Origin of the sequence: Sideroxydans lithotrophicus ES-1, from assembly GCF_000025705.1 — a bacterium.
Classification (GTDB): domain Bacteria; phylum Pseudomonadota; class Gammaproteobacteria; order Burkholderiales; family Gallionellaceae; genus Sideroxyarcus; species Sideroxyarcus lithotrophicus.
Genome location: NC_013959.1, coordinates 2,018,126 through 2,042,364, shown reverse-complemented (window position 1 = coordinate 2,042,364; position 24,239 = coordinate 2,018,126). Strand labels below are relative to the sequence as shown.

General features: G+C 55.4%; 23 protein-coding genes. 8 read left to right on the top strand and 15 right to left on the bottom strand.

Annotated features, from left to right (window positions below; translation table 11 throughout):
- Positions 1 to 27: 27 nt before the first annotated feature.
- Together SLIT_RS15290 and SLIT_RS10110 are read right to left on the bottom strand one after the other, a co-directional pair.
- On the bottom strand, positions 28 to 3,063 hold the full coding sequence (locus tag SLIT_RS15290) for a bifunctional diguanylate cyclase/phosphodiesterase (protein ID WP_013030150.1): 3,036 nt from the start codon (positions 3,061 to 3,063) through the stop codon (positions 28 to 30).
- 285 nt (positions 3,064 to 3,348) lie between these two features.
- On the bottom strand, positions 3,349 to 3,960 hold the full coding sequence (locus SLIT_RS10110) for a porin family protein (RefSeq protein ID WP_013030149.1): 612 nt from the start codon (positions 3,958 to 3,960) through the stop codon (positions 3,349 to 3,351).
- Between the two features lie 375 nt (positions 3,961 to 4,335).
- Between SLIT_RS10110 and pstS the strand changes: the two genes are divergently transcribed.
- The gene (gene pstS / locus SLIT_RS10105) at positions 4,336 to 5,349 is read left to right on the top strand and encodes a phosphate ABC transporter substrate-binding protein PstS (protein WP_041420846.1); all 1,014 of its coding nucleotides are present in this window, start codon (positions 4,336 to 4,338) and stop codon (positions 5,347 to 5,349) included.
- 286 nt (positions 5,350 to 5,635) lie between these two features.
- On the top strand, positions 5,636 to 6,067 hold the full coding sequence (locus SLIT_RS10100) for a CBS domain-containing protein (RefSeq protein ID WP_013030147.1): 432 nt from the start codon (positions 5,636 to 5,638) through the stop codon (positions 6,065 to 6,067).
- 92 nt (positions 6,068 to 6,159) lie between these two features.
- On the opposite strand, the gene SLIT_RS10095 is transcribed toward SLIT_RS10100, so the two are convergent.
- The 9 genes from SLIT_RS10095 to SLIT_RS10055 all read right to left on the bottom strand — a co-directional run bounded on the left by SLIT_RS10095 (position 6,160) and on the right by SLIT_RS10055 (position 13,459).
- Complete coding sequence (locus SLIT_RS10095; RefSeq protein WP_013030146.1) at positions 6,160 to 6,735, bottom strand: rhodanese-like domain-containing protein; 576 nt, start codon at positions 6,733 to 6,735, stop codon at positions 6,160 to 6,162.
- A 75-nt stretch (positions 6,736 to 6,810) separates the two neighbouring features.
- Positions 6,811 to 7,116, bottom strand: coding sequence for a hypothetical protein (locus tag SLIT_RS10090; RefSeq protein ID WP_049870987.1), 306 nt, complete (start codon positions 7,114 to 7,116; stop codon positions 6,811 to 6,813).
- A 76-nt stretch (positions 7,117 to 7,192) separates the two neighbouring features.
- Positions 7,193 to 7,456, bottom strand: a complete 264-nt coding sequence (locus SLIT_RS10085) for a KTSC domain-containing protein (protein ID WP_013030144.1) — start codon at positions 7,454 to 7,456, stop codon at positions 7,193 to 7,195.
- Between the two features lie 25 nt (positions 7,457 to 7,481).
- Positions 7,482 to 7,889, bottom strand: coding sequence for a hypothetical protein (locus SLIT_RS10080; protein ID WP_013030143.1), 408 nt, complete (start codon positions 7,887 to 7,889; stop codon positions 7,482 to 7,484).
- Positions 7,890 to 8,140: 251 nt separating this feature from the next.
- A complete protein-coding gene (locus tag SLIT_RS10075) occupies positions 8,141 to 8,749 on the bottom strand; it encodes a PAS domain-containing protein (protein ID WP_013030142.1) in 609 nt (202 codons plus the stop codon).
- Positions 8,750 to 8,826: 77 nt separating this feature from the next.
- A complete protein-coding gene (locus SLIT_RS10070; RefSeq protein WP_013030141.1) occupies positions 8,827 to 9,504 on the bottom strand; it encodes a hypothetical protein in 678 nt (225 codons plus the stop codon).
- 491 nt (positions 9,505 to 9,995) lie between these two features.
- Positions 9,996 to 12,419, bottom strand: coding sequence for a sensor domain-containing protein (locus tag SLIT_RS10065; protein WP_013030139.1), 2,424 nt, complete (start codon positions 12,417 to 12,419; stop codon positions 9,996 to 9,998).
- 105 nt (positions 12,420 to 12,524) lie between these two features.
- Positions 12,525 to 12,959: a hypothetical protein gene (locus tag SLIT_RS10060; protein ID WP_013030138.1), complete on the bottom strand. Its 435-nt coding sequence runs from the start codon at positions 12,957 to 12,959 to the stop codon at positions 12,525 to 12,527.
- Between the two features lie 239 nt (positions 12,960 to 13,198).
- Positions 13,199 to 13,459 (bottom strand): hypothetical protein, encoded by a 261-nt coding sequence (locus SLIT_RS10055; RefSeq protein ID WP_013030137.1) that lies wholly within the window; start codon positions 13,457 to 13,459, stop codon positions 13,199 to 13,201.
- 330 nt (positions 13,460 to 13,789) lie between these two features.
- Here SLIT_RS10055 and SLIT_RS10050 point away from each other — a divergent pair, with 330 nt between their 5' ends.
- Positions 13,790 to 14,065 (top strand): hypothetical protein, encoded by a 276-nt coding sequence (locus tag SLIT_RS10050; protein WP_013030136.1) that lies wholly within the window; start codon positions 13,790 to 13,792, stop codon positions 14,063 to 14,065.
- A gap of 20 nt (positions 14,066 to 14,085) precedes the next feature.
- Here the strand turns inward: SLIT_RS10050 and SLIT_RS10045 are convergent, their stop codons facing one another.
- From SLIT_RS10045 to SLIT_RS10035, 3 genes are all read right to left on the bottom strand, one after another.
- Entirely contained in the window at positions 14,086 to 14,403 is a 318-nt protein-coding gene (locus tag SLIT_RS10045) for a hypothetical protein (protein WP_013030135.1), read from the bottom strand.
- Complete coding sequence (locus SLIT_RS10040; RefSeq protein WP_013030134.1) at positions 14,400 to 14,915, bottom strand: hypothetical protein; 516 nt, start codon at positions 14,913 to 14,915, stop codon at positions 14,400 to 14,402. Before SLIT_RS10040 ends, SLIT_RS10045 begins: the two co-directional genes overlap by 4 nt.
- A 149-nt stretch (positions 14,916 to 15,064) precedes the next feature.
- Positions 15,065 to 15,460, bottom strand: coding sequence for a hypothetical protein (locus SLIT_RS10035; protein WP_041420844.1), 396 nt, complete (start codon positions 15,458 to 15,460; stop codon positions 15,065 to 15,067).
- A gap of 179 nt (positions 15,461 to 15,639) precedes the next feature.
- Here SLIT_RS10035 and SLIT_RS10030 point away from each other — a divergent pair, with 179 nt between their 5' ends.
- The 3 genes from SLIT_RS10030 (at position 15,640) to djlA (ending at position 20,042) form a co-directional block, all read left to right on the top strand.
- A complete protein-coding gene (locus SLIT_RS10030; RefSeq protein WP_013030133.1) occupies positions 15,640 to 16,407 on the top strand; it encodes a hypothetical protein in 768 nt (255 codons plus the stop codon).
- 383 nt (positions 16,408 to 16,790) lie between these two features.
- A complete protein-coding gene (locus SLIT_RS10025; RefSeq protein ID WP_041420843.1) occupies positions 16,791 to 19,151 on the top strand; it encodes a serine/threonine protein kinase in 2,361 nt (786 codons plus the stop codon).
- Positions 19,152 to 19,268: 117 nt separating this feature from the next.
- The gene (gene djlA / locus SLIT_RS10020; protein ID WP_013030131.1) at positions 19,269 to 20,042 is read left to right on the top strand and encodes a co-chaperone DjlA; all 774 of its coding nucleotides are present in this window, start codon (positions 19,269 to 19,271) and stop codon (positions 20,040 to 20,042) included.
- A 54-nt stretch (positions 20,043 to 20,096) separates the two neighbouring features.
- On the opposite strand, the gene SLIT_RS10015 is transcribed toward djlA, so the two are convergent.
- On the bottom strand, positions 20,097 to 20,906 hold the full coding sequence (locus tag SLIT_RS10015; RefSeq protein ID WP_013030130.1) for a hypothetical protein: 810 nt from the start codon (positions 20,904 to 20,906) through the stop codon (positions 20,097 to 20,099).
- A 279-nt stretch (positions 20,907 to 21,185) separates the two neighbouring features.
- Here SLIT_RS10015 and SLIT_RS15285 point away from each other — a divergent pair, with 279 nt between their 5' ends.
- Complete coding sequence (locus tag SLIT_RS15285) at positions 21,186 to 22,931, top strand: diguanylate cyclase domain-containing protein (RefSeq protein WP_013030129.1); 1,746 nt, start codon at positions 21,186 to 21,188, stop codon at positions 22,929 to 22,931.
- Between the two features lie 158 nt (positions 22,932 to 23,089).
- Entirely contained in the window at positions 23,090 to 24,238 is a 1,149-nt protein-coding gene (locus SLIT_RS10005; protein WP_013030128.1) for an efflux RND transporter periplasmic adaptor subunit, read from the top strand.
- Position 24,239 lies beyond the last annotated feature (1 nt).

Genomic DNA, 24,239 nt, shown 5'->3' with positions numbered 1-24,239 from the left:
AAAGGCGACCGATGGTCGCCTTTTTATTCAGCCACGATGCAGCAGTTTCTCGAATTGTTCTACAGGAACGGGTTTGCTGAACAGATATCCCTGAAAGTGATTGCAGCCCTTTCGCAGGAGGAGCTGCCGTTGTTCTTCCGTCTCTACACCTTCGGCGATGACACCCATCTGCATGCTTTGAGCCATGGCGATGATGGTGCTCACGATAGCCATGTCGCTGCTGTCGGAAGTGATCTCCTGCATGAACGACTGATCTATCTTGAGCTGATCGAGCGGCAGACGTTTGAGGTATTGCAGGGAAGAATAACCGGTACCGAAGTCGTCCAGCGAAAAGCCGACCCCGGTCTTTTTCAATGCGGACATCCGCTTGATCGTGGTGTCGACATTCTCCAGCAGGATGCTTTCAGTGAGCTCCAGCTTCAGCAGGGCAGGGTCGATGCCATAGTGATCCACGGCAGCCTGTACCTGATCCACGAAATCGGGCTGGTGGAATTGCTTGGCACTCACGTTGATGGATAGGACCAGGTTGCGGGTGAGTGGATCCTTCTCCCATGCCTTGAGCTGGGTGCAAGCGGTTTCGAGCACCCACCAGCCGATGGGGACGATCAAGCCTGTTTCTTCCGCCATCGGTATGAATTCTGCGGGCGCCATCAGGCCATGCTCGGGGTGCATCCAGCGCAACAGTGCCTCGGCTCCCAGCGGGCGGTGCGTTTCATCGACCTGGATCTGGTAATAAAGCTGGAACTGGTCTTTTTCGATCGCCTTGCGCAATTCCAGTTCGAGTGCCAGGCGGGCGCTGAGCGATTGCTGCATGCGCGGATCGAAGAAGCGCATGGTGTTGCGCCCGGCCTTCTTTGCCTGATACATGGCGATGTCGGCCTGTTTCAGCAGTTCGTCGATCGAATTATGGTTGTCGTTGAACAGGGTCGCACCGATGCTCGGGCTGTTGTCGTAGGTGTGTATGCCAAGCTGGTAAGGCACGTTGAGGGAGGCGAGGATCTTGCTGCCGACAGATTCGGTCTGTTCCGCTGCATCAAGGATGTTGTCGCTCAGGTCTTCCAGCATCACGACGAACTCGTCGCCTCCGATGCGGGCAACGGTGTCGCCTTCGCGCACACAACTGCTCAGCCGTATGGCGACCTTTTCCAGCAGCAGATCGCCGATGTCATGGCCGAGCGTGTCATTGAGATTCTTGAAATTATCCAGGTCGATGAAAAGTATCGCACCACTCTTGCCGGACCGGCCGCAGGAAGCCAGTGCCTGTTGCAGGCGATCCTGCAGCAACCGCCGGTTGGGCAGCCGGGTGAGCGGATCGAAGAAAGCCAGATTCCTGATCTCTTCTTCGGATGCCTTGCTTGCGGTGATATCCATCAGGGTCGCGACATAATTCACCACGTTCCCCCCGGCGTCCTTGACCGCGGTGATGGTAAGGTGCTCAGGGTAGACATCTCCGTTCTTGCGCCGATTCCATATTTCGCCCTCCCACTCGCCGGTACGTTTGATCCTTTCCCACATCTCCTTGTAGAAATAGGCATCGTGCCGGCCCGAGTTGAGGATGCGCGGATTCTTGCCGATGACTTCATCAGCGGTGTAACCAGTGATCCGCGTGAAGGCCTGGTTCACGCGCAGAATGGCCCCGACGGCATCGGTGACCAGCATGCCTTCCTGCGACTCGAACGCAGTGGCCGCGATGCGCAACTGCTGTTTGGCGTGCATGCTGGCTGTGACATCGCGGGTGATGCCGAGCAGTAGCGAGATATTGCCATTCGCATCGGGCATCGGAGTGGCATGGGTTTCCAGGTGATGCAAAGTGCCCTTGAGCCCGGTGATCTTGAACTCCAGAACAGCGCTTTCTCCATTCATCACGCGGCGATGCAATGCTAAAAAAGCAGCCTGATCCTCCGGGGCGACATAGTCGATCAGTTTTTTCTGTCGTGCTTCCTCCAGGGTAGCTGCTTCCAGCATCGCCAGGCCTGCCTGATTCATTTCCACCAGTTCCCCATTGCGATCCACGACCTTGATGCATTCCGGCTCGGTTTCGAAGATGGTGCGCAAGCGCTTCTCGCTCTCTTGCAGGTCGTTACTCGTTGCCTGCAATCGCTGTGCGTGCCGCACGATCAATTTCTGCTGCGAACTCAGGCGTTGCAACAGCAGGATGGCTCCGAGCGTCAACAGCCAGAGCAGGGCCGTTGCGATACCGGCTTGCCAGCGGTTCTTGTGAATGATCGCATCGACCGGCTTCAGCAAGGCTGTTTCGCTCAGCCCCAGCACAACGACGACCGGGGCATCGCTGAGGCGGCGCCATTGGAACAAGCGGACCACGTTGTCGAAATAGGCCTTGGACTTGAACAGCCCGCCAGATGGCGCATCGGGACCGAGAAACGGACGTGGCCCTACCGCTTTGCCAAGCGCGATCTCGTTGTCCACGTTACGCGCAAGGTATTCCCCGCTTTGCCGGAAGATCGCTATCGAGTCTTCTCGCCCCAACGACAACTCGCGCAATGTCTTGTGCAGATACTCAGGCGACAGCGAGAGGACGATGACACCTGCAAACCGGCCGTGGCGCAGGAGCGGCCTGGTGAACTGGATGGACCATTGCCTGGAGACCCTGCCCAACACGGGAGCGCTGACAAACAGCTGCGTCTTATCGCTCCCCAAATGTGCCTTGAAGTGTTCGCGGTCACCCAGGTATACCCGTTCCTTCATGCCGAGGTTGGAGTAGGCGAGATAACCTTGGGCATCGATCACGGCGATCTGCAGCAGCGATTGTTCCGGAAAACGTTCTTCAACTTCGTCCACCTGCTTGCGGAACTCGCTCAATTTGCCATCGATATAGGTTTCGCCGAGTTCTTGCGCGGCGAAATCGACATAGCGGATCAGTATCGCGACCTGCTGGGCGACTGAGTCGTTCAGTTGCCGGGCACGCAATTCTGCCTGGGCGAGTGTTTCGGATCGGAGCTGGTCGCCTGCCTTGGATAATTGCCACCAATAGAATCCTGTGGCCACCAGCGACAACAGGGTAACCAGCATTGCGATCTTTCTGACACGTATCGGGGCGATCATGTTTTTTTAATTAGGCTGTTGACATGACGATGAGGTCAGCTTCATCACCAAACGTCGCATACAACTCCTCCGACCAAATTCTGGCATAACTCTATGGTGAACGGAGACGATTTCTTTACATTAATTTAACTTTCACCCACTCGGCATATAGGTATTGCTGTTGCAATGGTTGGCAGCGGATCGGGGGAAATCAGAGGCGGAAAAAAGGCGACCGGATGGTCGCCTTCTAAAATTTGCGCAGCAGAGTGAGGTGTAACCGGAATCTGCCTGCGGCAGGGGCTCAGGTCAGAAGTTGTACACGCCGCCGACCGAGAACAACGCCATGCCGATGTCGCCAGTGGTTCCCGCTTGCGGCACACCGTTGGCGATGACCGGCCCCACCTGGGTCTTGCCATAGTCCTGGTACTGGACGCGCAGGCCCCAGTGCCGGTTGAAGTTGTATTGACCGCCGAAGCCTATCATTGCGTGGGACTTCGATGCACTGGCAGAAGCGGTAGTGCCGAACGACCAATACGTGTAATCGATCCTGGTATTCGCCACTCCCGCTTTGAGGAACATGCTGAAACGATCGTTGATAGGGAAGGTCCCGACAGCAGCCAATTGTGCAGCGGAAGATTTCAACGTCTCTTTTGAGTAAAAACCGTAAGTGGTGATGGTCGAATCGCCGGTGTTGGTGAACCCGGCTTCCAAGCCGAAATAGTTATTGAAGTTGTAACCGCCGCCCAAGGTGATGGCGCCACCCGCGTTGAAGTCGATACCCCAGGCTGAAAGGATATGCGAATTGCTGTAACCCATTGCGCCACCGTCAACCGCTACGTAAAAGCCTTCTGCCATTGCCGAAGAGGTCATGGCGAACAGAGCCAGTGCCACTGCCGATGATTTTGCTTTCAGTTTCATGATAACTCCCGAAGTGATTATTAAAATGAAACGCCGTGCCAGACATGTTGCGTCGAGGAATCCGTGTGGTACATATCTGGACAAAACCTGTATCAACCGCCAGCCCTGAAAGCAACATATGACTTTACCGGCCGAATGTCCATATGCCTTTGGGGCAGATACTCGACCATGCAAGTCTCGTATTGGCTAGGACACCAGTCTATTTCTGGCTTGTCTGGACTTGCGGCCATTTGTTATGGCATGCCTCAATCGAGCGTTAAGACTGAGTTAAATTCGAACTTAATTTGGTGTGCGGAGTTATATGAAATATTTCTGCAACAATTCGATGCAAGAATGCCGCCTCCACTTCCAACACAAGGACAACTCGGAATGAAAATGAACTTGAAAGCACTTTCCAAAGCACTGGGCGTATGCGCACTGGTTATCAGCGCAAGCGCAATGGCAGATGACGTAACTGGCGCAGGCAGCACGGCGATCTACCCGGTTCTGTCGCAATGGGCTAACACCTACAAGGACAAGACCGGCAATTCGATCAACTACCAGTCCATCGGCTCCGGTGGCGGCATCAAGATGATCAAGGAAAAGACTGTCAATTTCGGCGACAGCGACATGCCATTGACACCTGATCAGCTCAAGGAAGCCAATCTGGTGCAATTCCCCGTCGTGATCATCGGCATCACCCCGATCGTGAACGTGCCTGGCGTGAAGCCCGGCGAAATGATCCTGGACGGCAAGGTCCTGGCTGACATCTACATGGGCAAGATCACCAAGTGGAACGACAAGGCTATCACAGCCCTGAATCCGAAACTGCACCTGCCTGACCTGGACATCACCGTTGTGCATCGCGCTGACGGTTCCGGTACCACTTTCTACTTCACCGACTACCTGTCCAAGGTCAGCCAGGAATGGAAGGACAAAGTGGGTTCCAATACTTCCGTGCAATGGCCAGCAGGCATGGGCGGCAAGGGCAGCGAAGGCGTTGCATCCTATGTTGCTCAGGTCAAGGGTTCCATCGGCTATGACGAATACGCTTACGCGATGCAGACGCACCTGACCTGGACACGCATGGTCAACAGCGCAGGCAAGATCGTTTCTCCAGCACCCAAGCACTTCCAGGCAGCATCGGCCAAGACAGACTTCGCTCACGCCAGCGACTTCTACACCATCATGACCAATGCACCGGGTGCGGAAAGCTGGCCTCTGACAGCCACGACCTACTTCCTGCTGCGCACTGACTCTGCCAAAGAGGACAATGCGAAGGTGGTCAAGTTTGCAAAATGGTTCCTGCACAACGGCCAAGAGCAGGCTGCCAAGCTTGACTACGTGCCGCTGCCGGAAGCCACTATCAAGCTGATCGAAAGCTACACCAAGACCAAGCTGGGCGTTTAATCCGCAGCAGCAGATTTGTTGCCAGCAGTAATGAAAAGGGCCGCGTTGCGGCCCTTTTTTATTCCAGTTGCGAAATCGGTTCGGCATTCGAATTATTCGGCACCGGTATGCTGCATCGCCAATGCAGAGTCTTTGCGACACACAGTTCATGGGCTTTTGTTTGACTTGCAAATTGCTCGACAAACATGCTGCTTAAGCGTAGAAATAACCTTGCATTTGCATCGGGCAATAAAGATCGGCCTGATGAGTTGGCTAACCAATAATCAGAACAAGATTGGGGGGCATCATGAAAACGATTGCACAGATACTTGCCGAAAAGACCAAACCTCTAACCACCGTATCCCCCGACGACACAGTACATTATGCGCTGGTGCTGATGCGCGAACGGGATATCGGCGCCGTCATGGTCGTTGAGCAGGGCAAATTGATTGGCGTCTTTACCGAACGCGACTGTCTGCACAAGGTCTCGTCGCTATGCCTGAATCCGAAAGAAGTCCTGGTGAGAGAGGTGATGTCCACGAAAGTGCGCTATGTGACGACGGCAATGGGGGTTTCCCAATGTCTGGCGTTGATGACTGAGAGGTTCTTCCGCCACTTGCCGGTACTGGACGACCAGAAGAACATTCTGGGTATCGTCTCGATCGGAGACCTGGTCAAGGCAAGGCTTTCCGACCAGGATTTCATCATCGAGCAGATGGAACGCTACATCACTTCCTGAAAGACGGCAGGGAGCCTTTGTCGGCTTGACCCGACGTTCTTCGGTCTTTGGCGAAAAGGTGTTGTGATATCGACCGCTCCCGCATGTGGAGGTCAGATCACCGTGAGTCCCAGTGAGCACCAGTCCTGCATGCCGCCGCGATACCATTTCAATTTGCTTGCCGGGTAACCCAAAGAAAGCAGGGTGCGGATATAGTTCGGTGTCTGCCCGCACCAAGGGCCATTGCAAAAGACGGCGAGCGTGCAAGCGTTGCTGAAGTCGTAAGCCCCGGCAGTCTCCTTCACGCCGAACGATTCGATCAGCGTCCTTTTCAGGCCGGGCAGGTCGGTGGCTTCTCCAGCCATGTTCTGCGCATAAGGGATGTTGGCTGCACCGGGAATGGTGCCTTTCGCATACCAGTCCGGCGTGCGCGAATCGACGACCATGAGATTGCGTTCGCCCTCGCGTATGCGCTTCAGGCAGTCCAGCACTTCAAGTTCGCCCAGTGTCTCCACTCCCGGCGCCAGCTGCATCGGCTGGATGCAGTAGGGCGGGCACTTGCGTGCAGTAGGGGCATAGTCGGCCCGAATGATTGCGGCAGGGTTCTGTTCGCGCTGGATGGTGACGGGTTTGCCAAGATGGAGTGCTTCCACCGTCGGCATGCCGATGCAAATGTTGTAATCGGTCATGTTGGATAATCAGATTGGAAAAACGTGCAGGCTGCGATTGTACCGGAGTCGATGCTGATGCCATCAGTGCGCAATCTACTTGGGGATGACGTCGTTGGTCGATCCATTGGAGAACAACTTGTCGATGTCAAAATATTCCCTGGTCACGTCCTTCTCTGCGTGGATATCATTATTGCTGCACCAAACTTTCCAGGCGATCGTACCTCCGCGAGAGTGGCCGGGCGCGCCCAATAACTTGTATATCGAGCCGCTGTGAGTGGTGATAGTCATGGATTCCCGATCGAACTCTTTGATGCTGGTGGATACACGGGCAGTGTCATTCGTTATGTCATGCCCATAGACATGGCGCTTGACCGCTCCCCTGTGCGATAAAGTTTCCATCACTCGCCAGCGGCGGAGCGATGGGCTTTTGTAACTATCCGGAATATCCTTGGCTGGTTTCATGGGCATCAACGCTTTATTTTTGACCAAACAGATCATCCAGCGGATTTTTTCCCGCAGATGTGCCGCCTGAAACTTTCTTCACGGTGAATTCCTCTTCGATATTGTCGCGATAAAAACTCCAGGCCGCACCGGAGCTGCTGAGCCGACGCCAAATGTCTTCACCAACGCCGCTGTATTGCAGCGTGTCGCCGTTGTCGAGTTGCACCTGCAGGATGCGCGCTCTCGTGTCGTAGCCGATGGCGCGCAGCTTGCCGGAATTGATCTTCTTTATTTCCATATCTATTGGGCGCAGGTTGGTTCCATCATTTCAACCTCACGACATTGCCGTTTACCGAGTAGGGTGAGCATCCGGCATCCAATGCAGCCAGTCTTTGATCGACGAATTGCTGCGAATTGCCGGAGATGTTCATCACGCGTCCATCGTCGTAAATCACAAAAGCCTTTGGGTTGGGTTTGGGCTGGTATGCGATATAGGTGCTGCGCTGGGTAGCGGGAACGGGCAAGGGAACGTTATCGACATTGCTGTCGCCTGAATCTGTTGATTGTCGTTGGCTGGTGGCTTGTATGGTTCGAACCGCGCCGGATGAGTTGCCTGCCGGACATGGTTGTTCCGAATAGTCGAAGCCTTCAGGTGTCTTGCACTTGAAAATGTCTGCCTGTGCTGTTGCGGCTATCAGTGCAAGAATGCTCGACAACAATATTCGCTGCATTGCTCTCCCTTTTGAACATGTGTTGGTGTCGACATCCTTCCGCTCGTGCGGGTGTCGACTTGCGCCAGCCTCCTGTTCCGGGAATTCCGCCGTGAGCCTCGCACCGTGCTTGCGGTGCGATGTGCGTGTGCGGGATCTGCAAGTGGGACGAACTTTATTTGAGTTGGTCGGGGGGTGTCAATGAAGTTGACTGCGGAATTTGTGCTTGCCAGACAGGCGTTAAATTTTGGTTAACAAGCCGGGTTGTTTTGTCAGAAATTGTAGATGCCGATGTAATGGGTGGTTTCCTGTTGCGCATTCTTGACCGCGGTTATGGTCAGCCAGAATGGGTGGAGGATGCGCCCCTCCTTGGTTGCGATGCGGATCTCGCCGCTCCAGGCGCCTTCCTGCAATAGCTGGTGCCACATCCGTTCATAGAATTTCTTGTTGTGCAGCCCGGATTTGAAGATGCGGGGATTCTTGCCGACGATCTCATCAATGTTATATCCGGTCCTTTCCAGGAACTTCTGGTTGGCTCGGATGATGTTTGCACTGGCATCGGTGATGATGGTCGGGTCCTTGATCTCGAACGCGACAGCGGCGATGCGCAATTCGGCCTCGGTTTTTTCGCGCTCGGCGATGTTCCTGGTCAGGGGGCGAAAAATGAGGAAGTAGAAGATGGGGAACAGCAGCAGCGAAAGCAGTGTGGCATCCACCAGGGTATCTGCCATTTTGGACATATGCGTGAACGAAAGCAGAATATCCATCACAACCATTTCGATGAAAAATACCGAGCCGATCAATATGGTCAGCAGCCTTCGCACCGATCGGTAGTTTTCCTGCTTTTGTTTCTCTTGTATCGCTGTTAACAGATTCGACATGGTTTACGAACTCTATTGGAGTTGGCTGGATGGTGTCAACGGAGTCTTGATGTCTGTGCGTTACCGCACGCTATGGGTCAGTATTCGTAGCTGATGAAAAAGCCGTAGTGCGAGCCGTCGTATGGTGCGGTGTTTGGCGGGACGGAAATGGTGGCTGTGGTGGAGTAGGCCGCGATCGTGTAGTGTTCTTTTACGTAGCGCAGGTTGATCCATCCGTAGGGCGTCACTTCGTAGCCGATCTCGACGATGCTGCCCCTTGCGTTTGCAAAGGCGATCCTTTCCGTCACGCCGTTGAGGACGGAAATCGCCCTTGCCGCATAGACATAGCGCATGCCTGCACCGATGCGAAAACGATCCATGCCGTTGAAATACACCAGCGCTTCGAGCGGGTTGCGCCGGAACGAGGCATTGTCGTTGCCGTTGTAGTCGGAGTTGACGTGGTAGTTGATGGTCAGTTCGGCGGAGAACGGAATGGCATCCCACCGATAGAGCGCGCCCAAGCCTGCCTGATACAGTCCGCCAGCGCTGATCTCCCGGAACGTTCCATCCGCACGGGTGACTTTGGAGATGACGTCTCCGCCAACTGTGATGCCCAGACGTTCTACCGCATGGAAGCCTGGTTTGTTGCGGACGGGGTGGCTTTGGAAGCCGGACTCGTTCCAGGAATCGAAGTCGTCGGCGTACACGCCATGAAACGGCAAGGCAAGCAGGACGAGAGCTGCAATCAGGCATCTGCCGGTATGGCTTACGTTCAACCTGAAGTCTCCCTGGTTTGATTGCTTGCGGTTTGTACGGGTGAGGGCAGTCCAGGCGATTGGCGATCGCCTTTAATGAATGCCCTTGAGGGGGCGGAGTTTTCTGTTAAAGACTGTGTGGAACGAACCAGCTACGACCAAGGCATGGACAGGCATATATCGGCGATTACAAACGAAAGTGCTGCCAGCCAGCTAAGCTCAATGTTGAATTCAAGCTCATCCATGTCTTGCTCTTCATATGATGATCCTAAGCTCATGATAGCGACCTCCCGTAGTCGAACTTTCTGACTGATGGTGATAGTCCTGCCGCCACTGGCTCCTGTTCGGAAAGTTCAGGAATGCAAACAAGAACCCGGCCTGATAATACGCCAATCGGCTGCGTCGAGGTATACCTGCGAAGGAGTAATTCACCTACCTGTACTCAGATAAGGACTGCACATGGGCAATACCGGGTCGCGGCTAGCCGCATCTACCGCGCGGATAAGTGGCTGTCAGCTTGTGGCAGATGAACTCTGGCCCAGCGATGACTCGAATTCCCTGATCGACACCGGTTTGCCAAACAGGTAACCCTGGCAGGCATGGCAGCCGCGCAAATCAAGGAACTCAAGTTGCGCTTCGGTCTCGACCCCTTCCGCGATCACGTCCAGGCCTAACGTGCCGGCCATCGCGATGATGGTCTGCACGATGGCGGCATCGTTGGGGTCGGTGGCGATGTCCCTGACAAAGGAGCGATCGATCTTGATCTGGTTCAGCGGCAATATCTTGAGGTATTGCAGGGATGAATAGCCGGTGCCGAAATCGTCCAGCGATAACTGGACACCGGTTGCCTTCAGTGCGTTCATGGTGGCAACGGTTTTCTCCGTGTCATCCAGTAGCAGGCTTTCGGTCAGTTCCAGCTTGAACAGGTTCGGGTCGATGGCATTTCGCTGCACCGCCGCGCGCACTTGGGCAACGAAATCGGACTGATGGAATTGGCGGGCGCTGATGTTCACCGCCAGCACAAGGTGTCGTGTCTTTTCATCGCGCGCCCACGCATGGAGCTGGGCGCAGGCCGTCTCGATCACCCAAAGGCCTATGGGCAGGATCAGTCCGGTTTCTTCAGCCAGCGGAATGAATTGTGCGGGTGCTACCAGACCGCGCGTGGGATGGTTCCAGCGGATCAATGCCTCGGCTCCCAATGCGCGGCTCGCGCAGTCTACCTGGATCTGGTAGTGCAACTCGAATTGCTGGTGTTCGAGTGCCTTGTGCAATTCTGCTTCGAGTTCAGCCCGGGCATTGATGGCATCCTGCATCTTGTGGTCGAAGAAACGCAGTGTGTTGCGGTCGGCTTTCTTGGCCTGATACATGGCAATGTCCGCCTGTTTCAGGAGTTCCTCGGCCTCCTGATGGTCGCCGCTGAAGAGGGTGGCGCCGATGCTGCCGGAGCTGCGGAAAGTATGGTTGTCCAGGTGATACGGCTGGCTCAGGGCGGCAAGTATCTTTTCGCCTACCACTTCGGTCTGTTCTGCCGCCTCGATGGCCTGTCCGCTCAGCTCCTCCAGCATCACCACGAATTCGTCGCCGCCGATCCGTGCCACGGTGTCGCCTTCGCGCATGCAACTGGTCAACCGCTCGGCAGCCTGTTGCAGCAGCATGTCTCCCATGGCGTGGCCCAGCGTGTCGTTGAGGGTCTTGAAGTTGTCCAGGTCGATGAACAGCAATGCGCCCTTCTTGCCGTTGCGGGCAGTGGAGATCAGCGATTGCTGCAGCCGGTCCAGCAGCAGTTGCCTGTTGGGCAGGTGGGTGAGCGGGTCGTGGAATGCCAGGCGCCGGATCTGTTCCTCCGCTGCCTTGCGCTCGGTGATGTCGACGTGCGAGCCGACGTAATGGGTGACGCAGCCGTCGTTTCCCCTGACCGCCGAGATGGTGAGCCATTTTGGATAGGTCTCGCCATTCTTGCGCCGGTCCCAGATCTCTCCCTTCCAGCTTCCGGTGCGATTAATACTGTCCCACATCGCGCGATAGAACTCCTTGTCATGGCGCCCGGACTTGAATATGCGCGGCGTTTTCCCCACGACTTCCTCTGTCGTATATCCGGTGCATTTACAGAATGCATTGTTGACACGCAGGATCACGCTATTGGCATCGGTGATCATCAGGCTTTCCTGCGATTCGAAGGCGGTCGCGGCAATACGAAGATCAGTTTCAAATCGTTTGCGCTCGCTGATGTCGCGACCGATGCCCTGCACGCCGACCGGCACCCCGTTGCGGTAGGTGAGGGTGGTGACGAGTTCCAGCGGTATTTGCCGTCCGTCCTTGCTGGTGATCTCCAGTTCGTAGCGAGTCACCTGTTTTTCGGCAGCGAGTTTCGCGGCAGTCATGCGGCGCGCCAGTTCGAGATTTTCCGGCGTCAGAATCTTGCTGATCGGGGCATTGATCAATTCGTTGCGGCCATATCCGGTTACCGTCAGCAGCGACTCGCTGACCGCGGTAAATGCGCCATTGAGATCGGTGCCGTAAGCAAGATCGCCCGCGTTCTCGAACAATCTGCGGTATTTTTCTTCGCTCTCGCGCAACGCCTGTTCATACATGTTCCGTTCCGAGATGTCCCGGAACGAGACGAGGAATCGGTTCGATTCGTGTATGAAATTGATCGCCACGTCGACCTCGAACAAATGTCCTTTCTTGTGGCGATGCCGCGATTCAAAACGGTCGTGGCCCTGGGCGAGCAGTCTTTCCATGCGTGCCTTCACTGCTTCTTCGTCATCCTGCGCATCGAGTTCGGAGACATGCCTGTTCACGAGCTCGTCGGCGGAGTAGCCGGCCATCCTGGCATAGACCTGATTGACTTCCAGCAGTCTGCCTTTGAGGTCGACTACCCAGTAGCCGTCGCCGGAATCTTCTATCAGGCGCTTGTATCGTTCCGATTCTGGCACGCGATCACCTGAAGAGTAATGATTGGCAAGATTTCATATGGTTTCCGGCACGAATGCGCGCTTGATGTCCGCAAGATAATCGGAAGGGGCGGGATCGCCGGCCCATCATTTTTTTGCGGCTTCCTGGCATTGGTATTCCCCATGCAAGCCTTGCGCGGCATCCAGCTGCAAGGCTCCCGAGACCCTGTTGAAAGTGCCATTCGAGCCATTCATGGATTTTATTTCTGCAGCCCCTGTGCGGCATGCTTCCTGATGCGCAGTAAAGGTGACGAGGGTGGCGCTTTCCGCGCAGATTTCGTAGCTGTATGTCGAAAAGATATCGGAACCGGAGATCTTCAGGCGGCGACCGTCGAAATGGAGCGAGGGGAATTCGCGGGAAGCAACCATGCCGTTGTCGCCCTTTCCTGCGCAGTCATATTCCTTGCCGTATGCAGTGCCGGTGAAACCTGAAAGCAGGCCGACGGCAGCAAGCATCAGGAACAGCGTTCCATGCCGGATGTCCAGGTCGTTGTTGGCGCGGATAATGAAGGTCTTTATCATTGCACTCCTGCTCCTTTGGACAACTTTCGCCTTGATCGCCGCGTCTGCCGGCGGTGATCATGCGCCCAGTGTTTTGTTGCGCAGGACAAAGAATATTCTGTAGCGCACTCGCAAGCCACATCAACGCAGCTATTGCGTGGCTGACAGGCTGGAAGAACGGTGTCTGAACTCAGGCGAGCCGAGTTGCATAGAGAAAAGGCGACCGGATGATCGCCTTTCTTGCGCATACTCCGATTAATTTAGCGAACCTTCTGCAGCCTTGCATCAACGGTGCAGGACCAGTTTCCCTTGTCGTTCTGCTTGCATTCGCAAGGCATGTACTTTGCCACTTGTTCGTTGTAGGTTCTTTTCGACAACACGTCTTCCTTGGCGGCTGCACAAGCCTCGGCTTCGCTGCCGCCCTTTTTCTCGCCATTTCCGTTGGTTCCGGTCACTGCCCGGTCTGCCAATGCATTTGTCGAAGCGAATACCAGTGCTGCCAACAAGATGTATTTTTCCATGTTTCAACTCCCCTAAAGTTCGTACATTGATATATCGATAATCACTCACTGCATCTGCGAGCCTGGACTGTGAAATCCGGCCTGCTGCTTCCTCAGCAAACTGCTTTTATTTTGTGCAATCCTAGCAATTACTTCGTCAAGAAAGCGTCAAGAAAACGCTGGCTAGCGTGAAATCCTTTTATGTCAATTCAAGTGGATGGGGAAAGGAATCAGCAGTGGCGCGTGGCATGAAGAACACGCGGTGGAGAGAATTCTGTTTTTTTGCGGGCTGCACCCTGTTGTTTGTTTGCAACAACTCATTGGGTACAGGGTTCTGCTAGACTGATCAGCATGAATGAGCGTGCTATAAAACGTCTGCTGGCCATCGTCGCGGTGAGTCTTGTCGCCATCTGGCTGTTCAAGTCGATGATGTCCAGGACCATCATCAGCCTGAACAAAGTCGCCGTGGAAAAGAAGCAAGCCGCCGCCAAGCAGTCCGCCGAACGGCAGGCGGCAATCCCTGTTTCCGATGCCGCAACGACCTTCGATGAGCCTGCAGTTTCCGCTGCGGGGGAAGGCGCTACGCTGGAACCGTCTGCTGCACCGGTTGCGGGTGAGGTGCGATAGATCAGACCGCGATCAGGGTGCTAATCGGTTTTGTTGATTGCATCGATCTTTCGGTTGTACTCGAGGGCGGCCTGATTGCAGCGTTTGATGGCGTCGCGCAATGCGTCTGCCGCGTTGCTGCATTCCCGCAAGGCTTGACGATCCTCCTGCATGATGCCGACCAGTGCGGCATAGGTGGTGTCGCTGGTGACCGGACCGGGCGTTGCGCATCTGCCTGCCAGCAGTTCCGGGCTCACATCGCAGTTGAGTGCATGGGGGACGACCGGCACGGTTTGGCATCCGGTAACGAACAGGCCGGACAGCAGAATCGGTGCAAGCTTCAAGCGCAACCCTTTCACTGTTGTCTCCCCGTCGCATCCGTTTCATTCAGTGCTTCGAATACGTCATGTGGAACCTGCTCTTGCAGGCACGCGCTGGCGTCGATCTCACGGCGCAGGCCTTCCCGCCCTTTGCGCAGATGTTCGATCTCGGCAGCGAGTCTTGTCTTGTCCGCTGCAGACGCATGTTGGTGTTGGGCGACGAGTGCTTTCAGTTTGCTGTCAGATTCGGCGAGCTGCACGCTCGAATGTCTGATCGTGCCATCCAGATCGTTTCTGTAATGCTGCCATGCGGCCATTCTGGATGCATTTTCCCTGCGCATCGTTTCGAGTTCACGATGATGTTTGTCGTTGATGCCGTCCAGTTCGTTCTTGAGGCTGGCGAGGGTGGCTTCGCGCTCGGCATCGAGCATCTTGCCGGTTTCGATGGCCTTGTTCAGCGCTTCGCGCGCATTCCTGCCCCGGTAGTCGCCAATCAGATATCCGGCCAGCAGGCCGGAAACAAGTACCAGCAGCAATATGAGGTTTCTCATTCGATCACTCCGGGCAGCAGATGCAGGAGTGATGAACTGTATTGAGTTGACCGGACAGTGTCAATTCTCGTGGTAGGGTTATTTTGCCCTGCGAAACACCAAGGCAGCCTTGCGACCGCCCTGGTTGTTTTCGCACTATATTCGCTAGCTCAGGCTATCGTGTTGATCACTGTTCCGACTATCTGTCCCGTACTTGATGGATTTGCCGGGGAGGTCGGTATCTGGGTGGGAGGCTGATTGTTGAGCGAAACCGCCTTGGGCAAGACGGTATAGACATCGCTCGATGAAGCCTGTGAGGTAAGGAATGAAGCTGTCGATTGCGCACTCAAACTGATCTGGGCAGCAGCGGCTTGTGCCTGGTTGGCTTGTCCCTCAAGCGCTCGTGCGTCTGCTTCTGCGTGGTCGGCCGCCGCTCTTGCATCCCTGGCTTGAGCTTGCAGCGATTGGGCTGCCTGAGTGGCTTGATCTGCTGCACGGCGCGTCTGTTGCACCTGGCTTTGCTGCCACAGGGAAGTGGAGCTGGAAATAGATGCTGGGATTGCCATGGCTTTACCCGCCTTCCTTTGCTTTCTCTCGATAAAGCATACGCCTCTATGCAAACGGATTCAATATGTTGCGGATGGTCGGAGCAGGAATAACCACTTGTGGAAAGAAGCTACTGTGCCCGTATCGCGCTACCGTCCTGTTACACTTTGCGCACCTAAAACGAAGGAGCATCCAGACCATGAAAGTTTTGTTAGCGATATACATGATGTTCACTGCTGCATTCGCTCTGGCGGCAGACATGCCCGCAACCCACCCGCCGGTGACCGGAGTTTTGCAAGGCAAGGTGCTTGAGATAAAGAACGTCGAAACTTATACCTACCTGCGTCTCAAGACCCAGGACGGCGACATTTGGGCCGCGATCAACAAGACGCCAGTCAAGAAAGGTGCCACAGTCACAATAGAGAATGCGATCGTCATGAAAGATTTCAGGAGCAAGACGCTGAACAAGACTTTCCCGACGATCGTGTTCGGTAATCTGGCGGGCAGCGCGGGTGCCATGTCGCCGAGCGCACCTGCGGCATCGGCTGCATCTGTGGAATCTGGCGAGCCGGACACCTCGAATGAGCGGGTCATGGGTTCTTCGTACCCGTTACTGCCCTCCAGGCAGCTGGATTCGATCAACGAGGCACCGGTACCCAAGGCTACTGGCTCGAACGCCTATACTGTCGGGGAGGTCATGAGCAAGGGAGCAGAACTCAAGGACAAGACGGTGCAAATTCGCGGCCGGGTCGTCAAATACAATCCGGATATCATGGGCAGGAACTGGGTGCATCTGCGTGATGGTTCCGGCTCGGCGACGGACTATACGAACGATATCCTCGTGACGACTTCAGACCAGACCAAACTCGGGGAGATCGTGACAGCAAAAGGCGTCGTTCACACCAACAAGGACTTCGGCGCTGGCTATGCCTACAAAGTACTCATCGAAGAGGCAACGCTGCAATAAAGGATGGAGATGGAGCGGCCCACGTCCGGATGCAGGGAACCTGTATGACTTGAAGCTCCCACCGGGACAGCAAGAGACGGCCGCAAGGCCGTTTTTTGTTGGTGGATCGGTGGCTGCCGGGTAGCAATTTCCGCTATGCACAGCCTGCAGCTCTGGCTGCAAGGGCAAGGGAGAGACAGTTTTCTATCGCATGATCGGGCGCCGCCAGAGCTGATTCTGTCCGGAGCGTGAAAACTGTATGCCAATTCAGGCAGTTCATCGAATGCCGAAGCGGGGCGCGGTTGCATGTAGCCCGGATTGTTCTGACCGGTGGAGATTCAAACGGTCGTGCTGTTATCATGATGCCCATAAGGGGTGAGCCTCATGGCCGATATGTACATTTTATGGCAGCAAAAAGAATAGGTCGTTTCAATATCGTTCGCGAACTTGGCAGGGGAGCGCAGGGCGCGGTCTATCTCGCCCAGGATCCTCAATTGGAACGCCAGGTCGCCATCAAGACGCTGCGTCCCGGAGCGACTCAAACTGAAAGGTTGTTGCGCGAGGCGCGTATCGTCAGCAAATTGCAGCATGCCAACATCGTGCCTTTGTACGATGCCGGCGAGTACGAAGGGCAGCCCTATCTGGTCTGTGCCTATGTCGAAGGCGGCACGCTGGAGAAGATGCTGCAACAGGGAGCGCTCCCTTCGGTCAAGTCCGCAGAGATCGCCTGCTTTTTGCTGGATTCCCTCGAATATGCGCACCAGCAGGGTGTGATGCACCTCGATATAAAACCCGGCAATATCATGATCGGTCACCGCGGCCAGCCGATGCTGATGGATTTCGGTATTGCCAGGCTGATGCAGGAGCAGGTCGAGAATCGCGAGGAGGTGATCGGTTCACCGCGATACATGTCCCCGGAATGCATCTCCAATGAGGCGATGAATGCAAGCTCCGACCTATATTCGCTGGGCATGGTGCTGTACGAGATGGTCGCCGGTATCCCGGCATTCGATGGCGACAACGTGTTCCAGATCATGAACCGGGTCGCGCATGAACCTGTGGCGGCACCTTCGATTCACAATCCGGAACTGGATGAGAAACTGGAAGCGATCATTCTGAAGTCCGTCGGGAAGCGCAAGGAAGAACGCTACCCGGATGCGGCGGCCATGCGTTCCGCGCTTAAGGAATATCTGGGGGGGATCGGCGATGCCGTGGCGAACGATGCACACAGCACGCTGGATTTCCTGTTGCGGCGCATGCGCAGCAAGAGCGATTTTCCGGCACTGTCCAGCATCATCACGGAGATCAATCAGATCGTCGCTTCGGAATCGGACAGTGCGAACAAACTGGCTCGCGTGATCCTGCAAGACTTTGCGCTGACCAACAAGCTGCTGCGACTGGTCAATACGGTCTCGTATGGCCAATTTGGCGGCAACATCAGCACGATCTCGAAAGCAGTCGTGATCATGGGTTTCGAAACGGTACGCAACATCGCGATGTCGCTGATCATGCTCGAATTCATGCAGAACAAATCGTTGGCCCATCAGCTCAAGGATGAGGTGGTCGCTGCGTTCTTCTCGGGCGTGGTGGCGACGCAACTGGCCGTGGGGCGCAACATCCGCGACTCTGAGGAGTTGATGATCTGCGCGATGTTCCAGAATCTCGGAAGGATGCTGGTGACCTACTATTTCTTCGAGGAAAGCCAGGAGATCGCCAAACTCGTCGAGCAGGGGCAGAACGAGGACCAGGCCGCGATCAAGGTGCTGGGGCTGACCTATAACCAGATCGGGATAGGGGTCGCCAAGAGTTGGAGCTTCCCGAAGAGGTTGCTGGACGGTATGGAAAAACTACCGCTGGGCGAACCGGTGAAGAGGCCCAAGACTGAGGCCGAACACATGAAAGCCACGGTCAGCATGGCGAACGAATTATGCGAGATCGCAGCAAATGCCCCCCAAGAGAAATCCCAGGCCCTGAACCGGCTACGCCTGCGCTACCAGGATGCAGTCGAAGTCTCTGAACGAAAGCTGAATGAAGCGCTGGAAAGCGGCATGAAGGAACTGTCGCGCCGGGCGATGACCCTCGAGATCAATACTTCGCGCAGCCCGCTGGTGAAAAAGGTGCGTCAATGGAGCGGGCTTCCCGTTGAGCAGCAGCCCGCCGCGAGCTGCGAACCGGCGGAAGGAATGAACGGCGTACATGGCATCGAATCGGCACTGGATTCCAATACGCAGGAAGATGCATCGATCAGGCCGGACCCCGAGACCGTCATGGGTGCGGGCATCCAGGATGTGACCAATTCGCTGGTGGAAGATTTCAATCTCAACGATTTGTTATTGATGGTGCTGGAAACGATTTATCGCGGGCTTGGTTTCAAGCGGGCCGTGATTTGCATCCGGGACAACAAGCAGAATGCCATGGTGGCACGCATGGGGCTTGGGGAGGGGGTCGATGGCATGATCCCGCGTTTTCGTTTCAATTTGACGTTCGAGCCTGACGTATTCCATCTTGCCGCCGACAAGGGCGTCGATATCGTGATCGAGGATCTGCGGGCAGAGAGCATGGCAAACAAGATTCCCCGCTGGTACCGGGAATTGAGCGATGCCCAGAGTTTCATCCTGTTGCCCATCGTCATCAACAAGAAGACGCTGGGCCTCTTCTATGCCGACATGCAGCAGGCCAATGGCCTTAAACTTTCCGAACGCCAGCTGTCGCTGTTGCGCACCCTGCGCAACCAGGCTGTTTTAGCCATCAAGCAGAAGATGTAGTTGGCTTGGATCTGTGCGTCTTCCTGTACCGGACCGGGAGGGCAAAGAGCGATCTGGCCTGTATAATGCGCGCCGTTTTTGGCGGCTGAGTTCCGCATAATTTCTTCTGGAGTCATCTTGTTCAAGCTTATCGGCATCGTGGTTGGTTACTTCCTGTTCGGGTTCTGGGGCGGGTTGTCAGGCTTCTTCATCGGTTCGTTCTTCGATCGTATGCGGGCGTACGGTACCGGCGGGATGAACCCGCTGCATAATGCACTGCGTCAGGCGGTGTTCCTGGAGACGGTGTTCATCTCCATGGGCAAGCTGGCCAAGGCCGATGGGCACGTCTCGCAGGACGAGATAGACCATGTCGAGCAATTCATGCAGAAGCTGGGCATGTCCGCGGAGCATCGCCTGCGTGCGATCGCATTATTCAAGCAGGGGGCCGATGCGGCGTTCGATATCACGCCGACCTATGCAAGGTTCATGTCCGTGTGCGGCCATACCAGGAATCTGAAGGATGTGCTGCTGGTCTATCTCATCGTGATGGCCTTGGCGGACGGACATTTCCATCCGGCCGAAGAGGCGTTGCTGATAGATATCGCAGCCCGTCTCGGCTATGACCAGGCGTCATTCAGGCAGATGATGGACATGGTGCTGAACCAGGGACGTTTCGCCGGACAGCAAGTCGATCACGCGGCAGCTCTGGACGATGCCTACAAGGCGTTGGGTGTGAGCAAGGACAGCACCGACGCAGAGATCAAACGTGCCTATCGCAAGCTGATGAGCCAATATCATCCGGACAAGCTGATCGGGCAGGGCATGCCGGAAGACATGGTTGCCATGGCGACCGAGCAGGCCAAAGAAATCCAGGTGGCCTACGATCTGATCAAGAAGAGCCGGAATATCTGAACTGTTGGGCGAATTCACGGCAGGACGACGTTATGCCATCAGATCCGGTTCGGTCTACCTGCGCGCAAATGACACGGATTCGTTCAGCGATGTGACGTCGACCTGCAGATTTCCGAATTTGTTCAGTTTGATCTCTGCAGGTTGCGGCGTCCTGTCCGCCATCATGTAGATGCCCGCGCCGGTCTCCGGGTTGAAGATCATTTTGATGTCACCGACCTGTCCCGTTTCCTTTGCCTTGCCGCCCCTCGGCGTGCTGTCAAAGAAAGCGACCATCTGGGCGCCCGATCTGTACAGCTTCAGATCATAGTGTTCGTTGTACCAGATTCCTGACAGCGGATTGGTACCGGTCTCCTTGTAATCCTGGCGTTTCTTTTCCCACAGCGGGGAGACATGATTCACGTTCTTCAGGTAGAGACCGCTTTGGGCATAGCGGTCGATATATACCGGGATCATCGTCGTTCTCGTTCCGTAGCTGTTCAGGGTACCGTAGAAAGGGCCGGTCGCGGCGGTGCCAGTGACGTATGAAGTGTCAGTCGTCGGCGTGACCATGGGCACAAAGGAGGTCCGTGTCTCCTTGAACTGCGAAGCGGAGATAAACACATCGGCACCTATCGATTTGGCAAACTCGATGGACGCCCGGGGATCTTCATATGGCCCGGTGAATTCGGACTTGCCGATGATGAGGAAGTCGCCGTACAGCAGGTCGTATATGTCGCGGATATTGACATTGCGGTATTCAAAGACCAAGACATTCGAGGTCTTGGGGAACCTGGTGGGGGCGGATTGTTCGTAAGTCGCCTGATGCTGTAATGCGGCACAGCCAGTCAGCAAAGCAAATGTCAGCAAGATGAACAGTTTTTTCATTTTCACTTCTCCTTGCAGTCGATATTCACATGCCATGCGAATAAGTTTGGGCTATTGCGAAGGCTTAGAGCGGGCACACCAGACAAATATCCCGAATTTTTGAAATAAACATGGTTGCATGCATTCCGATTTATACCCGCAATACCTTTTTCCAGATAGTGTTCATCGCCGAATTGACTTATCCGAACTAACCGAATATATAAGCCGCATACAAGCAGGTAAAAAATCATTTCGGCGAGGGGATGTATGTGGCTGGCACATTGATTCCAGAGGGATAAAGTGCAATACATCGTTAAATCTGCAGGCTTGGCCCTTGCCTATCTTGCCGCCGCCAAGGTCGGTTTGGTATTTGGCACGCTGAGCAGCAGTGCCACAATATTCTGGCCTCCGGGAGGCATTGCACTGGCAGCGTTGCTGCTGGGCGGTCTCCGTTATCTCCCGGCCGTGTTCGTTGGTGCCTACCTCACCACCGTGATGGTGGATGCCCCGGTGATATTTGCCATCGGATTCTCGGTTGGCAACACGCTGAAAAGCTACATCGGGTATTTCCTGCTCAGGCGTTTCGGCAATGCCGATCTTGCATTGTGCCGCCTGCGCGATCTTTTCATTCTTATCCTGCTCGGTGCGCTGATCCCGCCAGTTGCCAGTGCCGTCCTCGGCACACTCTCGCTATGGGCGTCCGACATGGTCACGCCGGACATCGTGCCGGACGCGATGTGGCAATGGTGGCGAGCCGATGTGCTGGGGATCGCATTTGTCACGCCGATCATCCTGGTGTTCGTGAATAAAAAATCGAGTTTCTTCAAGGTTCGCGGGGCATGGGAGATGGGCGCCCTGTGGGCGATTTCATTTGCAGTCGGACAAAGTGTCTTTCTGGGGTGGCAACCTCTGGGTATCATGCTCAATGAAGAACTTGGGCTTACCTGGCTGTTCCCGCTGTTGATCTGGGCTGGTCTGCGCACCGGCAGGCGGAACACCGGGCTGCTCCAGCTGATGTTCATGTCCCAGGTCCTGGCTGGCGCCTATCTGCAGAAAGGATATTTCTCGGATGATTTCACCCGCTACGGCATGGCCAATTTCTGGCTGTTTGCGATGTTGCTGGCAGTCGCAGGCATGGCTCTGGCGATCCTGGCTACGGCGCAACGCAAGGCGATGCATCAGATCGCCTTGAATGCCAAGGTGTCGGAGGTCAGTAACGACGGCATCGTCATCGTGGATGAAGATAACTACATCCAGGACATCAACCCGGCCTTCACCACACTGACCGGATATACACGCGAAGATGCGATCGGCAGGAATCCGCGTTTCTTGTCCGCAGGCAAGCAGAGCCATGAATTCTATGCGGACATGTGGAAGTCGTTGCTCGAAGTTGGCCATTGGGAAGGCGAGATATGGAACCGGCGCAAGGATGGCGAAATCTACCTGGAAAAGCTTTCCATCTATACGCTGAAGGATGCGCAAGGCAAGGTAGTCAACCGCGTCGGCGTCTTTTCCGACATCACGCAAAGCCGGGTCGAACAGGAGACCGTGGCACATCATGCGCAGCACGATTTCCTGACCGGCCTTCCCAACCGCTTGCTGTTCCGCGATCGTTTCAACCAGCAATTGGCATTGGCTAAGCGGTACTCAAAGAAGTTCGCGGTCATGTATATCGACCTCGATCGGTTCAAACCGGTGAACGACACGCTGGGACATCAGGTCGGCGACCTGCTGCTGATGGCTGTCGCAGACAGGCTGAAATCGCAGGTCAGGGAGATCGACACGGTGTCCCGGTTCGGCGGGGACGAGTTCGCGATCCTGGTTTCGGAGGTCGTGACGCAGAGAGATGTGACGGCTCTGGCCGAGAAGATACTGGCGGCATTGAAAGCGCCTTTTGTCCTTGAGAACCATACGGTCAACATCTCGGGCAGTCTGGGCATCGCGATCTATCCGGACGATGGCATGGACATGGAAACGATATTGAGCAATGCCGATACCGCCATGTACAAGGCGAAGCACAAGGGAGCAAACACCTACTGCAGATAAGGAATATGTTCGGACCTAAACCACATTTCCGTGTCTCCTACTGGCAATGCTCGTCTGGCGGAATCATCAAAAAATGTTATGCTGCTAACTATTATCCTGCTAACTATAATGCTAATCTGTCATCTGTTAAGAATTAAGAATCCGGCCGGAGATTTTCGATGAAAAAAAGAACAAATTCCCTGACTGCCATGACCGTCCTTGCGGCCATGTTCGCACTTTCCGCTTGCGACTCAAAAGGGGGGGGCGGGCAGGCAGCCGCCGGCAATGCCCCTCCTCCGATGGAGGTAGATGTAGTGACGGTTGCCGCGGGTTCCGTGGTGCTGACCCAGGATCTGCCTGGACGCCTCGAGGCATACAAGAGCGCACAGGTACGCGCGCGGGTCGAAGGTATCGTCGAAAAGCGGCTGTTCACCGAAGGCAGCGACGTGAAGGCGGGCGCTACCTTGTTCCGGATCGATGCGCGCAATTACCGTACTGCGTACGAATCAGCCAAGTCCGACTTGAGTGTGGCACGCCAGACAGTCGAGCGCTACAAGCCGTTGCTCGAAGCCAAGGCGGTCAGCCAGCAGGATTTCGACCTGGCCGAGGCCAAGCTCAAGCAGGCTGAAGCAGCCATGTCGCGGGCACAACTCGATTTCGATAACACCAGTGTGCCCGCACCTATCGCCGGGCGCATAGGGCGGGCGCAGGTGACCGAAGGGGCTCTGGTCGGACGCGGTGAAGCCACCTTGCTTGCTACCATCGAGCAGATCGATCCCATCTATGCCAATTTCACCCAGCCGGGAACCGAGGTGCAGCGGCTGCAGCAGCTGATCAAGTCCGGCAAGATGAAGCCCGCCGAGTCGGCGAAGGTGGAGCTGATGCTGGAAGATGGCAGCGTCTATCCGCATTCCGGCAAGCTGCTGTTCTCCAACCTTGCTGTCGATGCCAGCACGGGCAGCGTTTCGATTCGTGCGGAATTTCCGAATTCCGGACACGAACTGCTGCCCGGCATGTTCGTGCGCATCCGTTTTCCCGAGGGTAGCGTCGACAACACCATTCTGGTGCCGCAGCGCGCGGTACAAATGAATCCTCAAGGCCAGTTCGTGATGGTGGTGGATGCTGAAAACAAAGTCGCAGTCCGACCGGTCAAGGCGGGCGACATGTCTGGTGAAAACTTCATCATCGAAGAAGGTTTGAAGCCCGGCGACCAGGTGATCGTCAATGGCTTGCAGAAGGTTCGCCCCGGTTCGCCGGTGAAAGCAGTCGAGTGGAATCCGGAAGGAAATCCACCGGCGGATGCTCCCGCAGTTCCTGAAAAGAAATAGA

What these genes read in the sequence shown, in the direction of transcription:
- SLIT_RS10075 (WP_013030142.1), bottom strand. Translation starts at nt 8,749, where the DNA reads ATGTCGAATCTGTTAACAGCGATACAAGAGAAACAAAAGCAGGAAAAC.
- SLIT_RS10100 (WP_013030147.1), top strand. Translation starts at nt 5,636, where the DNA reads ATGAAAACGATTGCACAGATACTTGCCGAAAAGACCAAACCTCTAACC.
- SLIT_RS10005 (WP_013030128.1), top strand. Translation starts at nt 23,090, where the DNA reads ATGAAAAAAAGAACAAATTCCCTGACTGCCATGACCGTCCTTGCGGCC.
- SLIT_RS10090 (WP_049870987.1), bottom strand. Translation starts at nt 7,116, where the DNA reads ATGGAAACTTTATCGCACAGGGGAGCGGTCAAGCGCCATGTCTATGGG.
- SLIT_RS10035 (WP_041420844.1), bottom strand. Translation starts at nt 15,460, where the DNA reads ATGGCAATCCCAGCATCTATTTCCAGCTCCACTTCCCTGTGGCAGCAA.
- SLIT_RS10060 (WP_013030138.1), bottom strand. Translation starts at nt 12,959, where the DNA reads ATGATAAAGACCTTCATTATCCGCGCCAACAACGACCTGGACATCCGG.
- SLIT_RS15290 (WP_013030150.1), bottom strand. Translation starts at nt 3,063, where the DNA reads ATGATCGCCCCGATACGTGTCAGAAAGATCGCAATGCTGGTTACCCTG.
- SLIT_RS10110 (WP_013030149.1), bottom strand. Translation starts at nt 3,960, where the DNA reads ATGAAACTGAAAGCAAAATCATCGGCAGTGGCACTGGCTCTGTTCGCC.
- SLIT_RS10055 (WP_013030137.1), bottom strand. Translation starts at nt 13,459, where the DNA reads ATGGAAAAATACATCTTGTTGGCAGCACTGGTATTCGCTTCGACAAAT.
- SLIT_RS10085 (WP_013030144.1), bottom strand. Translation starts at nt 7,456, where the DNA reads ATGGAAATAAAGAAGATCAATTCCGGCAAGCTGCGCGCCATCGGCTAC.
- SLIT_RS10095 (WP_013030146.1), bottom strand. Translation starts at nt 6,735, where the DNA reads ATGACCGATTACAACATTTGCATCGGCATGCCGACGGTGGAAGCACTC.
- SLIT_RS10030 (WP_013030133.1), top strand. Translation starts at nt 15,640, where the DNA reads ATGAAAGTTTTGTTAGCGATATACATGATGTTCACTGCTGCATTCGCT.
- SLIT_RS10015 (WP_013030130.1), bottom strand. Translation starts at nt 20,906, where the DNA reads ATGAAAAAACTGTTCATCTTGCTGACATTTGCTTTGCTGACTGGCTGT.
- SLIT_RS10050 (WP_013030136.1), top strand. Translation starts at nt 13,790, where the DNA reads ATGAATGAGCGTGCTATAAAACGTCTGCTGGCCATCGTCGCGGTGAGT.
- SLIT_RS10025 (WP_041420843.1), top strand. Translation starts at nt 16,791, where the DNA reads ATGGCAGCAAAAAGAATAGGTCGTTTCAATATCGTTCGCGAACTTGGC.
- SLIT_RS10040 (WP_013030134.1), bottom strand. Translation starts at nt 14,915, where the DNA reads ATGAGAAACCTCATATTGCTGCTGGTACTTGTTTCCGGCCTGCTGGCC.
- pstS (WP_041420846.1), top strand. Translation starts at nt 4,336, where the DNA reads ATGAACTTGAAAGCACTTTCCAAAGCACTGGGCGTATGCGCACTGGTT.
- SLIT_RS10080 (WP_013030143.1), bottom strand. Translation starts at nt 7,889, where the DNA reads ATGCAGCGAATATTGTTGTCGAGCATTCTTGCACTGATAGCCGCAACA.